The 13,520-nt window shown below is 69.1% G+C and carries 14 protein-coding genes; 3 read left to right on the forward strand and 11 right to left on the reverse strand.

What is annotated here, in order from left to right:
* Positions 1 to 19: 19 nt before the first annotated feature.
* The 8 genes from BN976_RS21155 to BN976_RS33870 are packed head-to-tail and all read right to left on the reverse strand — an operon-like array spanning position 20 to position 6,084.
* Entirely contained in the window at positions 20 to 1,225 is a 1,206-nt protein-coding gene (locus BN976_RS21155; protein WP_407635612.1) for a THUMP-like domain-containing protein, read from the reverse strand.
* On the reverse strand, positions 1,183 to 2,208 hold the full coding sequence (locus tag BN976_RS21160) for a class I SAM-dependent methyltransferase (RefSeq protein WP_036373604.1): 1,026 nt from the start codon (positions 2,206 to 2,208) through the stop codon (positions 1,183 to 1,185). The genes BN976_RS21155 and BN976_RS21160 overlap by 43 nt, the downstream gene beginning before the upstream one ends.
* A gap of 10 nt (positions 2,209 to 2,218) precedes the next feature.
* On the reverse strand, positions 2,219 to 2,896 hold the full coding sequence (locus tag BN976_RS21165) for an enoyl-CoA hydratase (protein ID WP_036373607.1): 678 nt from the start codon (positions 2,894 to 2,896) through the stop codon (positions 2,219 to 2,221).
* The gene (locus BN976_RS21170) at positions 2,893 to 3,726 is read right to left on the reverse strand and encodes an NUDIX hydrolase (protein WP_011779317.1); all 834 of its coding nucleotides are present in this window, start codon (positions 3,724 to 3,726) and stop codon (positions 2,893 to 2,895) included. The genes BN976_RS21165 and BN976_RS21170 overlap by 4 nt, the downstream gene beginning before the upstream one ends.
* Positions 3,726 to 4,589, reverse strand: a complete 864-nt coding sequence (locus BN976_RS21175) for an ABC transporter ATP-binding protein (RefSeq protein ID WP_036373610.1) — start codon at positions 4,587 to 4,589, stop codon at positions 3,726 to 3,728. Before BN976_RS21175 ends, BN976_RS21170 begins: the two co-directional genes overlap by 1 nt.
* Positions 4,590 to 4,602: 13 nt before the next feature.
* Entirely contained in the window at positions 4,603 to 5,268 is a 666-nt protein-coding gene (locus BN976_RS21180) for a nucleoside/nucleotide kinase family protein (protein WP_036373613.1), read from the reverse strand.
* Positions 5,231 to 5,932, reverse strand: a complete 702-nt coding sequence (gene yczE / locus BN976_RS21185; RefSeq protein WP_036373615.1) for a membrane protein YczE — start codon at positions 5,930 to 5,932, stop codon at positions 5,231 to 5,233. The genes BN976_RS21180 and yczE overlap by 38 nt, the downstream gene beginning before the upstream one ends.
* Positions 5,932 to 6,084 (reverse strand): hypothetical protein, encoded by a 153-nt coding sequence (locus tag BN976_RS33870; RefSeq protein ID WP_158013685.1) that lies wholly within the window; start codon positions 6,082 to 6,084, stop codon positions 5,932 to 5,934. The genes yczE and BN976_RS33870 overlap by 1 nt, the downstream gene beginning before the upstream one ends.
* A 63-nt stretch (positions 6,085 to 6,147) precedes the next feature.
* Here BN976_RS33870 and yczR point away from each other — a divergent pair, with 63 nt between their 5' ends.
* Entirely contained in the window at positions 6,148 to 7,590 is a 1,443-nt protein-coding gene (yczR, locus tag BN976_RS21190; RefSeq protein WP_036373618.1) for a MocR-like transcription factor YczR, read from the forward strand.
* Positions 7,591 to 7,599: 9 nt separating this feature from the next.
* Here yczR and serB read toward each other — a convergent pair whose 3' ends face one another.
* Positions 7,600 to 8,859, reverse strand: coding sequence for a phosphoserine phosphatase SerB (gene serB / locus BN976_RS21195; RefSeq protein WP_011779312.1), 1,260 nt, complete (start codon positions 8,857 to 8,859; stop codon positions 7,600 to 7,602).
* Between the two features lie 25 nt (positions 8,860 to 8,884).
* Positions 8,885 to 10,630 carry an aa3-type cytochrome oxidase subunit I gene (gene ctaD, locus BN976_RS21200; protein ID WP_036374187.1) on the reverse strand — a complete coding sequence of 582 codons (1,746 nt, stop codon included), beginning with the start codon at positions 10,628 to 10,630 and terminating at the stop codon, positions 8,885 to 8,887.
* A gap of 193 nt (positions 10,631 to 10,823) precedes the next feature.
* On the opposite strand from ctaD, the gene BN976_RS21205 reads away from it, so the two are divergent.
* Both BN976_RS21205 and BN976_RS21210 read left to right on the forward strand, forming a co-directional pair.
* Positions 10,824 to 11,966 carry an iron-siderophore ABC transporter substrate-binding protein gene (locus tag BN976_RS21205; RefSeq protein ID WP_036373621.1) on the forward strand — a complete coding sequence of 381 codons (1,143 nt, stop codon included), beginning with the start codon at positions 10,824 to 10,826 and terminating at the stop codon, positions 11,964 to 11,966.
* Between the two features lie 134 nt (positions 11,967 to 12,100).
* Complete coding sequence (locus tag BN976_RS21210; protein ID WP_011779309.1) at positions 12,101 to 13,147, forward strand: NAD(P)-dependent alcohol dehydrogenase; 1,047 nt, start codon at positions 12,101 to 12,103, stop codon at positions 13,145 to 13,147.
* A 3-nt stretch (positions 13,148 to 13,150) separates the two neighbouring features.
* Here BN976_RS21210 and BN976_RS21215 read toward each other — a convergent pair whose 3' ends face one another.
* Complete coding sequence (locus tag BN976_RS21215; protein ID WP_084182350.1) at positions 13,151 to 13,486, reverse strand: DUF3349 domain-containing protein; 336 nt, start codon at positions 13,484 to 13,486, stop codon at positions 13,151 to 13,153.
* Positions 13,487 to 13,520 lie beyond the last annotated feature (34 nt).

Genomic DNA, 13,520 nt, shown 5'->3' on the forward strand with positions numbered 1-13,520 from the left:
GGCCAGGGTACGTGAGCTTTCAACGTGACGGACGACATATGAATGCCGTTGCCCGGCTTGCCACCCCGGAACCCAGTCGGGCTATGACAACCGTCACCTGTGCCGACCCGCGCAGCCGGAGGCGGGAACGCAACACGTCCGGGTCCACGTCGACACCGCGGACCAGGATCTCGACGGCGCCGGCGTCACGGGCCGAAAGCGCCTGCCGCAACTGTCGTTCACCGAACGCCAGTTGCTCCATCACCTCGAAACCACGCACCCCCGGGGGCAACCGGTCGCCGGACAGATAAGCGATGTCGGGGTCGAGCTGCCACAGCCCGTGCCGGGCCGCGTAGTGGCGCACCAGCCCGGAGCGCACCACGGCGCCGTCGGGGTCGATGATCCAGCGGCCCGCAGGAGCCACCGCGCACCCATCGGCCTCGGTGTCGGTGAGTTGTTCTCCGGTGTCGAGCAGCGTCGCGCGCCGCCGCACCCCGCCGTCCGAGAGTCCCCGTGACCACAGACAGGCTTCGCGGACACTGCCCGACAGCGAGGTCACCTCGATCTCCCCGTCGAAACCCAGCTGCTCAAGCACCGCGAAATCGATTCCGGGAGCGCACTTCACGACATGGTGGCGGTCGCGCAACACCTCCAGCAGGTCGTCCAGCGGCGGCAGGTAGCTGCGCGGGTCGAACCGGCGCCTGGAGCCGGTGCGCCGCGCCGGGTCGACGACGACGACGGCGTCGACGGTGATCGGGCGGAGGGCATCGGCGCGGCACAGCGGCACGGACCCACCCAGGTTGTGCCGCGCCATCGCCAGGCGCACCGGGTCGATGTCGCTCCCGAGCAGGAAGCCTGCCCAATTCCGAAGGGCAGCAAGCTCGGCGCCGATCGAGCAGGTGGCGTCGTGCACCGTCGCCCCGGCCAGCCGCCGCGCCCGGTGCTCTGCCACCGGCGCGGCGGTCGCCTGCTGCAGTGCGTCGTCGGTGAACAACCAGCCCGACGCGTCGGCGAACTTGGCGGACGCTTTGCGTCGCAGCTTCACGGTTTCGACCAGCACCCCGGTGCGGTCACCGAAAAGCGTTCGGGCCGCGGCGATGTCCGAAACCAGCGTGGCATCGGTCAACCGGTGGCGGGACACCTCGGCCAGGGCCAGCCGTCCAGCGTCGCTGCGCAGGTAGGCCACATCGTCGAGGCCGAACTCTACGACGGTTTGACCCCCGTCACCATGACGTTGTAGAACCAGCCCTTGGGAACCACGCGGCGCCAGATGTTGGCGTCCACCCACGACAGCGTCGTCCAGCTGCCGAAGGCGAATTTCGCCCAGCCCCAGCCCAATCGGCCCGGCGGCACCGCAGCTTCGAACGTGCGGATCGGCCAACCGAGCATCGCGGCGGTGAATTCCTCACTGGCCGTGCGGACCTCGACGGCACCGGCGTTGACGGCCATTCGCTCCAGGTCGGCCGGGTCGAAGGTGTGTAGGTCGACGACGGCTTCCAGGGCGGCGGCGCGCGACGACTCGTCGAGCTCGGCCTGCGGGCGGCGCCAACCGTCCAGCCAGGGCAGCTTGGTCAGAGTGGTGGCGGCGTGCCACGTCAGCGTCGACAGCTCGCGGGCGTACCGGTTACCGACGGTCGTCGGCTCACCGGCGAACACGAACCGGCCGCCCGGCTTGAGCACCCGCACCACCTCGCGCAGCGACAGCTCCACGTCGGGAATGTGGTGCAGCACGGCGTGGCCGACCACGAGGTCGAACGTGTTGTCCTCGTACGGGATGCCCTCGGCGTCGGCGACGCGGCCGTCGATGTCCAGACCCAGCGACTGACCGTTGCGGGTGGCGACCTTGACCATGCCCGGCGACAGATCGGTCACCGAGCCGCGCCGCGCCACTCCGGCCTGGATGAGGTTGAGCAGGAAGAAGCCCGTCCCACAGCCCAGCTCCAGCGCCCGGTCGTAGGGCAGCTCCCGCTGTACCTCTTCGGGGACCGCAGCGTCGAAGCGGCCGCGGGCGTAGTCGACGCAGCGCTGGTCATAGGAGATCGACCACTTCTCGTCGTAGGTTTCGGCCTCCCAGTCGTGGTAGAGCACCTGGGCCAGCTTGGTGTCGTGCATCGCGGCTTCGACCTGCTCCTTGGTCGCGCGTGGCGTCGGAGCCGGGACGGCGACATCAGGGGTCGGAGCAGGGACGGCGACATCAGGGTAGGCGCCGGGTTCCTTCGTTTCCGTCATGCAGGGCAGCCTAACGTCCGTCGACGCCGGCCCACATATCGCGTGCGAACGAGCTCTTGGCGGCCGCCAGCACCTCGGGTGGATAGTCGGCGAACCGGCCCGCCCAGGCCAGCGCGGCGTCGTAGACGGTGTCAGGCGCCACCAACTCGTCGACCAGACCCAGCTTGAGGGCCTCGCGGGCGTCGACGAACCGACCGCTGAACACCAGGTCCCTGGCCTTGCTCTGCCCGATCGCGCCTGCCAACCGGGTGGCGCCGCCGCCCGCGGGGGCCCGTCCCGCGAGGATCTCGGTGGCCCCGAACTTGACGTTGTCCCCGCTGACCCGCCAGTCAGCGGCCAGCGCCAGCGTCAGGCCGGCCCCGAGCGCGTAGCCGGTGATCGCGGCGACCGTCGGTTTCGGCAGTGCCGCAAGCGCTTCCACGGCCTCCGCGCACACCCGGGCCGCGACCGCGGCCTCGTCGGCGGTCAAGGTGTCCAGCTCGGGCATGTCCTCGCCCGCGGAGAAGATCTCGTGCCCGCCGTACACGATGACGGCGAACACGTCGTCGCGCGGGCCCAGCTCGGCGGTGGCCTCGACGATCTCCCTGTGCACCTGCCGGGTCAGCGCATTCGTCGGCGGTCGTGACAGCAGCAGTGTCGCGATCCCCGGACCGCCCTCGGGCAGCACCGAGCTGACGAACTCCCTCACGTCAGCGGCACCCCGTCGGCGTACCCCTGGGGGGAGCGCCGGTTCCGCGCCTCGTTGTAGCGGTCGCTGTTGAAGAACTCGATCTCCCAGTTGCCGCCTTTCTGGGCGGCCAGCGACGGTTCGACCGCGACGATCTTGCGCTCCACCGCGAGCACCTCGGCGACCGTGCGGCCGTTCAGCGCGTCGAGCTGCGTCCACGTCGGAGGCAGCAGGAAGCTGCGTCCGTCGGCGAAATCGTCGAGCGCGGCCTGCGGGGTGACCCAGCCGGCCTGGTCGGTCTCGGTGTTGTCGCCGTCGGCACGCTGACCCTGCGGCAGCGCGCCCACGAAGAAGTACGTGTCGTAACGGCGGGTGCGCTCCTCCTTGGGCGTCACCCAGTTCGCCCACGGCCGCAGCAGGTCGGCACGCAGCATCAGCTTCTCCGAACGCAGGAACTCGCCGAACGACAGCGACTTGTTCTCCAGCGCCGCGCGCTGGTCGCGGTACACCGAGGCGTCGTCGACGAGCAGGTCAGGATCGTCGGCCGCGCCGGCGAACAACACCCCGGACTCCTCGAACGTCTCGCGCGCGGCCGCGCACACCAGCGCTTCGGCGAGTTCGACGTCCACCCCGAAGCGCTCGGCCCACCATTGCCGGTCCGGGCCGTGCCAGGCGACGTCGGCGTTGCGGTCCCGGTCGTCGACCCCGCCGCCGGGGAACACCATCACCCCGGCGACGAAATCCATGGCCGAGTGCCTGCGCATCAGGAACACCTTGATCCCCTCCGGGGTATCGCGCACCAGCATCACGGTGGCGGCGGGCCGGGGCACCAACGGATCGGGGTCGGTCATCAGCGTCTCCTGTGTGCGGCGCGGCTACGGGCGCGGCGCGCGAAATAGCGCCCGTCGATGTAATCCAGCGCGATGGACTGCCCGAAGGCCTTGGACAGATTCTCGGCGGTCAGCACGTCGGTCAGCAGACCGGAGGCGACCACCTTGCCCTCGGAGAGGATCAGCCCGTGCGAGAAGCCGGGCGGGATCTCCTCGACGTGGTGGGTGACCAGCACCAGGGCCGGGGCGTCGGGGTCGGCGGCCAGATCACTCATCCGCGCCACCAGTTCCTCGCGGCCGCCGAGGTCCAGCCCCGCGGCCGGCTCATCGAGCAGTAGCAACTCGGGGTCGGTCATCAGCGAGCGGGCGATCAGCACCCGTTTGCGCTCGCCTTCGGACAGGGTGCCGAACGTGCGCTCGGCGAGGTGTTCGGCGCCGACGCTCTCCAGCATGTCGACGGCCTGTTCGTAATCGACGTCGTCGTACTTCTCCCGCCACCGTCCCAGCACCGCGTAGCCGGCCGACACGACGAGGTCGCGCACGGTCTCGTCGTCCGGCACGCGCTGTGACAGCGCAGCGCTGCTGAGTCCGACGCGGGACCGCAATTCCGACATGTCGACGCGCCCCAGCCGTTCACCCAGCACGTAGGCGGTGCCCGACGACGGATGCTCCATCGCCGCGGCGATCCGCAACAGCGACGTCTTGCCCGCCCCGTTGGGGCCGATGATGACCCACCGCTCGTCGAGTTCGACCGACCAGGTCACCGGCCCCACCAGCACCCGGCCGTTGCGGCGCAGAGTGACCTTGGCGAAGTCGATCAGCAGGTCGGGGTCGGCTTCTGCCACCGGGTCGCTCACGTCATCGGACCTGTCGTCGACTGGCACCCGACCATCGTAGTCAGGCCGAAATCGCCCAGCCCTGCGCGCCGTTGAGGATCACCCGATCGGCGGCGGTCGCCGTCGGTGACACCAGCTCGGCGTTGCGCTGGTCGACGGCCGTGACCCAGGCCCGCGCGGCGTCCGGGCTCTTGCCGAATTCGACGTGGCGGGCGGTCAGCCGCGCGGTCCTGGTCTGGTCGTCGGCGCTGACGAACCACACCTGGTCCATCGCCTGCCGAGCCCGCACCCAATCGGCAGTCCCCAGGAGCAGATAGTTGCCCTCGGTGATGACCAGTCGCGCTGTCGGGTGCACGACCAACGCCGCGGCCAGCGGTTGTTCGAGCGTCCGGTCGAAGCCCGGCACGTAGACGTCGATGTCGGTGTCCTCGCGCACCCGATCCAGCAGCCGGGCGTAGCCGGCGGCGTCGAAAGTGTCCGGCGCGCCCTTGCGGCCCAGCCTGCCGAGACGGCGCAGCTGGTCGTCGGCGAGGTGGAAACCGTCCATCGGGACGTGTGCCACCCAGCCGGCGCCGCGCAGCTGCCCGATCCGCTCCAGCAGCCACTGCACCAGCGTCGACTTGCCGGCTCCTGGGCAGCCCGCGATGCCCAGCACCGCCCGGGGCACTCGCTCACCCAGCGCGACGGCGTCAGCCGCCAGCGACTCCAACACCCCTGGGCTGCTCATCCTTCTCATCTTCCCCGCCACCGCCGTAAGCCCGTTGCGCCGAATCCACCCGGGCCCAACCGCTGACGGCGAGCACCCGGTTCGGCGTCAGCCGCAGGAACAACTGCACCAGCGGCCCGATCCCGAAGGCGTAGACGACGGTTCCGACGCCGACGGTGCCGCCGAGCAGCCAGCCGGCGGACAGCACCGTCACCTCGATGACGGTGCGGATCACCCGCACCGACCTCCCGGTGCGCACCACCAGGCCGGTCATCAGTCCGTCCCGTGGACCGGGGCCGAGGCCGGCGCCGATGTAGAGCACCGTGCTGAATGCGTTGAGCAGTACCGCGGCGAACATCAGCGCCACGCGCACGGGCAGCGAGGTGGGCGCCGGGATCATCCACAGGGCGAGGTCGACGGTGACACCGATGACGACGACGTTGGCGACGGTGCCGATCCCGGGGCGGTTCCGCAGCGGTATCCAGGCCAGCAGCACCACGACGCCGACCACCGCCGAAGCCAGCCCGATGGTCATGCCGGTCCGCGCGGCCAAGCCCTGATGGAACACGTCCCACGGGTCGAGGCCGAGGCCGCTGCGGACCATCATCGCCATCGACACGCCGTAACCGCACAGCCCGGTGAACAGCGCCGCACCGCGCAGGGCGGCGCGTTTCGCGGTGGCCACTAGGCGTGGTCCGGGAAATGCATCCGGATGGCGTCCAGTTCGCTACGCATCCGTCGTGCGTCGGCGTCGCGCTCGTCGACGCTGCTGCCGACCGGCGGCAGGTAGTACAGATCGGCCAGTCGCCGCCCCAGGCGGGAAAACCAGTGCGTCATGTGGCCAATAATCTTGCCCATCTGGCTTGCTTATCAATATCCAGTTCGGCAATACTGGCCTCAATGACTGAGGCAATGGTAGCCAGATCGCTCGATGTGGACCTCTTGGTTCGTGAGCTGGGCAACTGGCGGACGTCCAGTCGCAGCGGGCCGGCCTACCATGGCCTCGCCGACGCGATCCGGCTCCTGATCATCGACGGCCGGCTTCCGGTCGGCGCCCGGTTGCCCAGCGAACGCCTCCTGGCCGAAGTGCTGCACGTGTCCCGCACCACCGTCACCGCGGCCTACGCCCAGCTGCGTGACGACGGTTACCTGAACGCCCGCCGCGGCGCCCGCAGCACCACCGCGCTACCGCTGCGCCCCGCCGCGCCGGCCCCGCTCGCCCCGACGGGCGCGAATCTGGCCGCGGCCACCCTGGCCGCGCCGGCGGCCATCGCCGCGCGGGCCTTCGCCGAAGCCGCCGAAGAGGTCACGCCCTACCTGCACCAGATCGGCGTCGAACTGACCGGGGTGCTCCCGCTTCGCACGGCGATCGCTGAAAAGTACTGCGCCCGAGGGCTTCCCACGGACCCCGACGAGATCATGGTGACCACAGGCGCTTTGCACGCAATCGGGCTGATCCTGGCGACCTACACCCAGCCCGACGACAGGGTGCTGGTCGAACAGCCCACCTATCACGGGGCTCTCGCGGCGATGGCGTCGCGAAGTCTGCGGACGGTTCCGGTGGCGATGGCGCCTGACGGCTGGGAACTAGACGCCGTGGAGGCCGCCATCCGTCAACTGGCGCCGAACCTGGCGTATCTGGTTCCCGACAACCACAATCCGACCGGCATGACACTGCCCGTCCCCGAGCGAAAACGGTTGGCGCACATCATCAGCGACACCCGCACCCGCACGATCGTCGACGAGACGATCACCGACATGTGGCTCGACGAGCCCGTCCCCGCTCCCCTGGCCGCCTCGATGACGGGCCGACGGGACCTGGTGCTGACCGTCGGGTCGATGTCGAAATCCTTCTGGGGCGGGCTGCGGATCGGCTGGATCCGCGCCGAGCGCAGTACGCTGGCCACCGTCGCCGTGCAGCGTCCGGCTGTCGACATGGGCACGCCCATCTTCGAACAGCTGGCCGCGGCAAAGCTTTTGGCTTCCGAGGACGAAGTCCTGCCGGAGCGCCGGGAGATCCTGCGGTCCCGGCGGGCCCTGCTGTTGGCGTTGCTGGCCGAGCACCTACCTGACTGGCGGCCCGCCCCCGGCAAGGGCGGATTGTCACTGTGGGTGCGGTTGCCCGCGCCGATGAGTTCGGCGCTGTCGGCGGCCGCGTCGCGCATGGGATTGGAGATTCCCCCCGGCCCGCGCTTCGGCGTGGACGGCAGCCTCGAGCGCTTCATCCGGGTGCCCTACACGTTGCCGGACGGGCAACTGGTCGAGGCGATCGAACTGCTCGCCCGCGCGTGGCGCAGCGTCACCGGCATGACGGCGTCGGAACCCACGGCCGTGGTGGTCTGAACCCGACCTCTAGTCCGGGATCTCGACGCGTCGGACGACCCCGTCGAGCGCGTCGGCGGCCTCGATCTCCCCGCGGGTGATGCCGAGGATGAACAGCAGCGTGTCCAGGTAGGGGTAACTCAGCGAGGCGTCCGCCACCTCACGCAGGGCCGGCTTGGCGTTGAACGCCACCCCGAGGCCTGCCGCCGACAGCATGTCGATGTCGTTGGCGCCGTCCCCGACCGCCACCGTCTGCTCCATCGGCACCCCGGCCTGTTGCGCGAAATCGCGCAGCGCCTTGGCTTTTCCCGGCCGGTCGACGACATCGCCCACCACCCGGCCGGTGAGCTTCCCGTCGACGATCTCCAGCTCGTTGGCGGCGACGAAATCCATCATCAGCTCGTGCGCCAGCGGCTCGATGACCTGCCGGAAACCGCCGGACACGATGCCGCAGTGATATCCGAGCCTGCGCAGGGTGCGCAGCGTGGTGCGCGCCCCGGGAGTCAGCTCGATCTGATCGGCGACGTCGTCGAGCACCGAGGCCGGCAGCCCCGCCAGGGTGGCCACCCGTCGATGCAGCGACTCGGCGAAGTCGAGTTCGCCGCGCATCGCCGCCTCGGTCACCTCGGCCACCGCGGCCTCGGCACCCGCGTGGGCGGCCAGCATCTCGATGACCTCACCCTGAATCAGCGTGGAGTCCACGTCGAACACGATGAGCCGCTTGGCGCGCCGGGACAGGCTGTAGTCCTCGACCGCGATGTCGACGCTCTCCTCGACGGCGACGCGAGCCAGCACCGCCTGCAACTCGCGGTACGCCCCGGGTGGCACCGACACGCGGAGCTCCAGGCCGGTCACCGGGTAGTCCGACACCCCGCGGATGAAGTCGATGTTCACCCCGAGGGCGGCCGCTTCCCGGGCGACGACACCGAAAGCCTCTGCGGTGATCGGGCGGCCCAGCACCACGATGGTGTGCGTCGAGGGCACCCGCAACACCGGCAGGCCGTCACTGCTTTCGATGCTGACGTCGAGTCCGACGCCGTGGATCGCGGCTTCCACCTCGCTGCGAAGCTCGGCGCCCGCCGCCACTTCGGTGGCCGCCGCGACGAGAACACCGAGCGTCAGCCGCCCGCGGATGACGACCTGTTCGACGTTGAGAAGATCGACCCGATGCCGGGACAGCACCTCGAACAACGCGGACGTGACGCCCGGCTGATCGCGACCGGTGACGGTGATCAGCAGCGACGACCGGTCGCGGGAGGAGCCGGCAGGCCAGTTCTGCGATGCGCTCACGCCCGAGTGCCGCTCAATTGCTCTGTCAGGTACGGACGTTCTCGTTGTCGAGCCGGGTCACGTCGCCGTCCTCGGGCCCGTGCGCGCGACCGACGTGCGCCTCGGCACGCATCCGCTCCACCATGTGCGGGTAATGCAGCTCGAAAGCGGGCCGCTCCGAACGGATCCGGGGCAGCTCGGTGAAGTTGTGCCGCGGCGGCGGGCAGCTGGTGGCCCACTCCAGCGAGTTGCCGTAACCCCACGGGTCGTCGACCGTGACGACCTCGCCGTAACGCCAGCTCTTGAACACGTTCCACAGGAACGGCAGGGTCGAGGCGCCGAGGATGAACGCACCGATCGTCGACACCACGTTCAGCGTCGTGAACCCGTCGGTCGGCAGGTAGTCGGCGTAGCGGCGCGGCATGCCCTCGTCGCCGAGCCAGTGCTGCACCAGGAACGTGGCGTGGAAGCCGATGAACGTCAACCAGAAGTGCACCTTGCCGAGCCGCTCGTCGAGCAGGCGGCCGGTCATCTTCGGGAACCAGAAGTAGATGCCCGCGTAGGTGGCGAACACGATGGTGCCGAACAGCACGTAGTGGAAGTGCGCGATGACGAAGTAGCTGTCGGTGACGTGGAAGTCCAGCGGCGGGCTGGCCAGCAGCACACCGGAGAGGCCACCGAGCAGGAACGTCGCGATGAACCCGATCGAGAACAACATCGGTGTCTCGAACGTCAACTGGCCCTTCCACATCGTGCCGATCCAGTTGAAGAACTTGATGCCGGTCGGGACGGCGATGAGGAACGTCATGAACGAGAAGAAGGGCAGCAGCACCGCACCCGTCGCGTACATGTGGTGCGCCCACACGGCCACGGACAGCGCCGCGATACCCAGCGTCGCGTAGATCAGGGTGGTGTAGCCGAAGATCGGCTTGCGGCTGAACACCGGGAAGATCTCGGACACGATGCCGAAGAAGGGCAGCGCGATGATGTACACCTCGGGGTGGCCGAAGAACCAGAACAGGTGCTGCCACAGCAGCACGCCACCGTTGGCGGGGTCGTAGACGTGCGCGCCGAGGTGGCGGTCGGCGGCAAGGCCGAACAGCGCCGCGGTCAGGATCGGGAAGGCGATCAGCACCAGGATCGAGGTCACCAGGATGTTCCAGGTGAAGATCGGCATCCGGAACATCGTCATGCCGGGTGCGCGCATGCAGACCACGGTGGTGATCATGTTCACCGCACCCAGGATCGTGCCCAGACCGCCGACGGCCAGGCCCATGATCCACAGGTCACCACCCGCGCCGGGCGAGTGGATCGCGTCGGTCAGCGGCGAGTAGGCGGTCCAGCCGAAGTCGGCGGCACCACCGGGGGTGATGAAGCCGGCGGTGGCGATCAGCGCGCCGAACAGGAACAGCCAGAACGAGAAGGCGTTCAGCCGCGGGAACGCGACGTCGGGCGCGCCGATCTGCAGCGGCAGCACCAGGTTGGCGAACCCGAACACGATCGGGGTGGCGTAGAACAGCAGCATCACCGTGCCGTGCATGGTGAACAGCTGGTTGAACTGCTCGTTGGACAGGAACTGCAGACCGGGTGTGGCCAGCTCCGTCCGCATGAACAGCGCCATCAGGCCGCCGATCAGGAAGAAGGCGAAGCACACGACGCAGTACATGATGCCGATCAGCTTGTGATCGGTGGTGGTGATCAGTTTGTAGATCAGATTGCCCTTGGGCCCGAGGCGCTCCGGGTACGGCCGCCGGATCTCGAGTTCTCCGATTGGGGGCGCTTCGGCTACCAACTGGTCCTCCAACCTTCCATATCGCTGACCGGATATCCGGATCGATTGTCGGCGTACCGACGTTTGGTATGAATCCTAACCTCCCGGGCAGGACGGGGCTGGGGTGGTCCTACAAACCGTCGTAATTGGCCCCGCGCCGAGCCCATGACGGGCCTTGACCAGCCGTGAAGCGTCCGGATGTTAACGTCGGCGCGTGCTGTTCACGGGAGCGCGGGCGGACCACCGGTGGTCCCGGTCGGCGGGACTTGCCGCCGTCGGCGTCGCCGTCGCGGTGTTCGCTTTCACCGGGTGCGGCTCTTCCGGCAACGACACGGCCGACGGCCCCGGTCAGCGCGCCGTCGAGACCAGCACGACGCGCATCGCGAGTGCGGGCGTGCTCGGTAACGACCGCAGGCCCGACGAGTCGTGCGCGCCCGAACCGGCACGGCTCGACGACGGCCCGCCCGACCGCGAGGTGCGCAACGCGACCGGGCACGGTGTGTCGCCGCCGATCCCGGAGCTCACCCAGGTGCGCGCGGATCCGCAGCGCATCGTCGTGCTCTCCGGTGACCATCTCGACGCGCTGTGCGCGCTCGGCCTGCAGTCCCGCATCGTGGCCGCAGCGCTGCCGGAGGGCTCCGACGTCCAGCCGGCGTATCTGGGCACCGTCATCCACGAACTGCCTGGTGCAGGCAGCCGCACCGATCCCGACCTCGATGCCATCCGCGCGGCGCAGCCCGATCTCATCCTCGGCTCGGTGGCGCTGACGCCCCAGGACCATCCCGAACTGGCCGCGATCGCACCGACGGTGTTCACCGGTCCCGCGGGGTCGGCGTGGCGGGACAATCTGCGTACCGTCGGCGCGGCCACGGGCCGGGCGGCGGCGGCCGACGGCCTGATCGAGGACTTCGATCGGGCGGCCGACCGGACCGGACTGGACAACGACGCGGCGCACTTCCAGGCGTCGGTGGTGCAATTCACCGACACGACGATGCGGGTGTTCGGTCCCGACAGCTTCCCCGGCAGTGTGCTGGCCGCTGTCGGCGTGGATCGTCCTGCGGCACAACGGTTCACCGACAAGCCCTACGTCGAGGTGGGGATCTCCGACGAGGACCTGGGCAACTCTCCGGACTTCTCGATCGCCGACGGCGACCTCGTCTATGTGTCGTTCGCCACGGCCGAAGCGCGGGAACGCGCGCCGAAAGTCCTTGACAGCGATGCGTGGCGACGCCTTTCGGCCAACCGCGACGGCCGGGTGTTCGCGGTGAACAACGAGGTCTGGCAGACCGGTGAGGGCATCGTGGCGGCGCGCGGCATGCTCGCCGACCTACGATGGGTCAACGCTCCCATCAACTGACCGGTCCGGCGAGGTTGCGGACTAACCCGCCGGCCCAGACCGTTGAAGCTGTCAGCCGCATCGTCGCGGCGCATTCCCTTGGGCCCCGGCACCGGCCGACGCCTTCGAGCAGACAAGAACAGACAGAGGTAATGATGACCACCGTTTCCGCGTACGCGGCCACGTCCGCCGATGGGCCGCTGACCAGGACCACCGTCACCCGGCGCGACGTCGGACCCCATGACGTCGCCTTCGACATCCACTTCGCCGGCATCTGCCACTCCGACATCCACACCGTGCGCGGGGAGTGGGGTGGCATCGACTACCCGCTGGTCCCTGGGCACGAGATCGCGGGCATCGTCACCGAGGTCGGTTCCGCCGTAACGAAATTCACAGTCGGCGACCGGGTCGGAGTCGGGTGTTTCGTCGATTCGTGCCGGGAGTGCGACGCGTGCCGCGACGGCGAAGAGCAGTACTGCACCGGCGGCGGCATGGTCGGCACGTACAACGGTGTCGGTCGCGACGGGCAGCGGACGCAGGGCGGCTACAGCGGCGCGATCGTGGTGGACGAGAACTATGTGCTGAACATTCCCGACGCCATCCCGCTGGACAAGGCGGCTCCCCTGCTGTGCGCGGGCATCACCACGTACTCGCCGCTGCATCACTGGAATGCGGGCCCGGGCACGAAGGTGGCCGTGATCGGTCTCGGCGGCCTCGGTCATCTGGCGGTCAAGCTGGCCGCCGCGATGGGCGCCGAGGTCACCGTGCTCAGCCAGTCACTGAAAAAGATGGAGGACGGTCTGCGGCTCGGCGCCACCGAGTACCGCGCCACCAGCGACCGCGACACCTTCAAAGAGCTCCGCGGCCGCTTCGACCTGATCCTCAACACCGTGTCGGCCAACCTGAACCTCGAGGACTACCTCAAGCTGCTCAAGATCGACGGCACCCTCGTGGAGCTCGGTATGCCCGAGCACCCGATGAGTGTGCCGGCCGGCGCACTGATCTCCGGGCGGCGCAGCATCGCCGGATCGATGATCGGGGGCATCGCCGAAACCCAGGAGATGCTGGACTTCTGCGCCGAACACGATGTCACCCCCGAGATCGAGATCATCGAGCCGGACTACATCAACGAGGCCTATGAGCGCGTCATGGCCAGCGACGTCCGCTACCGGTTCGTCATCGACACCGCGTCGCTGCGGTAGCAGTCACTCTGCGGCGGTCCCGTCGACCTCGACCCCGGCCAGCGGCCAGCCTGCCGCGGCCAGTTTCGCCGCCACCCGCTGAATGTTCTCCGGCCCGGCGTCATGGTGGGTGACGTCCTGGATGAACGCGGCGATCTCGTCCCCGTCGATGGCTCCGTCGGCGGTGGCCGCCGAGCCCTCGGCGGTCAGGTGCGCGATGACCTCCTTGATCTGACCTTCGGTCAGGGGTGTCGAACGCAGCAGCGCGAGCAGCGGGACGCGATCCGGGCCCGGGACACCGCCGGGGTAGCCGGCGCGCAGCCAGTCGAGGATCGAGTGGAACAAAGACGTGGCGGTCACGCCACCAGTGTCCTCCCTGGGATCGACGACTGCG

This window comes from Mycolicibacterium austroafricanum (assembly GCF_000612725.1).
Lineage (GTDB): Bacteria > Actinomycetota > Actinomycetes > Mycobacteriales > Mycobacteriaceae > Mycobacterium > Mycobacterium austroafricanum.

Bases quoted from the DNA above. Each gene is read 5' to 3' on its own strand.
- BN976_RS21160 (WP_036373604.1), bottom strand. From the start codon at position 2,208: ATGACGGAAACGAAGGAACCCGGCGCCTACCCTGATGTCGCCGTCCCT.
- BN976_RS21170 (WP_011779317.1), bottom strand. From the start codon at position 3,726: ATGACCGACCCCGATCCGTTGGTGCCCCGGCCCGCCGCCACCGTGATG.
- BN976_RS21210 (WP_011779309.1), top strand. From the start codon at position 12,101: ATGACCACCGTTTCCGCGTACGCGGCCACGTCCGCCGATGGGCCGCTG.
- BN976_RS33870 (WP_158013685.1), bottom strand. From the start codon at position 6,084: ATGACGCACTGGTTTTCCCGCCTGGGGCGGCGACTGGCCGATCTGTAC.
- yczR (WP_036373618.1), top strand. From the start codon at position 6,148: ATGACTGAGGCAATGGTAGCCAGATCGCTCGATGTGGACCTCTTGGTT.
- BN976_RS21180 (WP_036373613.1), bottom strand. From the start codon at position 5,268: ATGAGCAGCCCAGGGGTGTTGGAGTCGCTGGCGGCTGACGCCGTCGCG.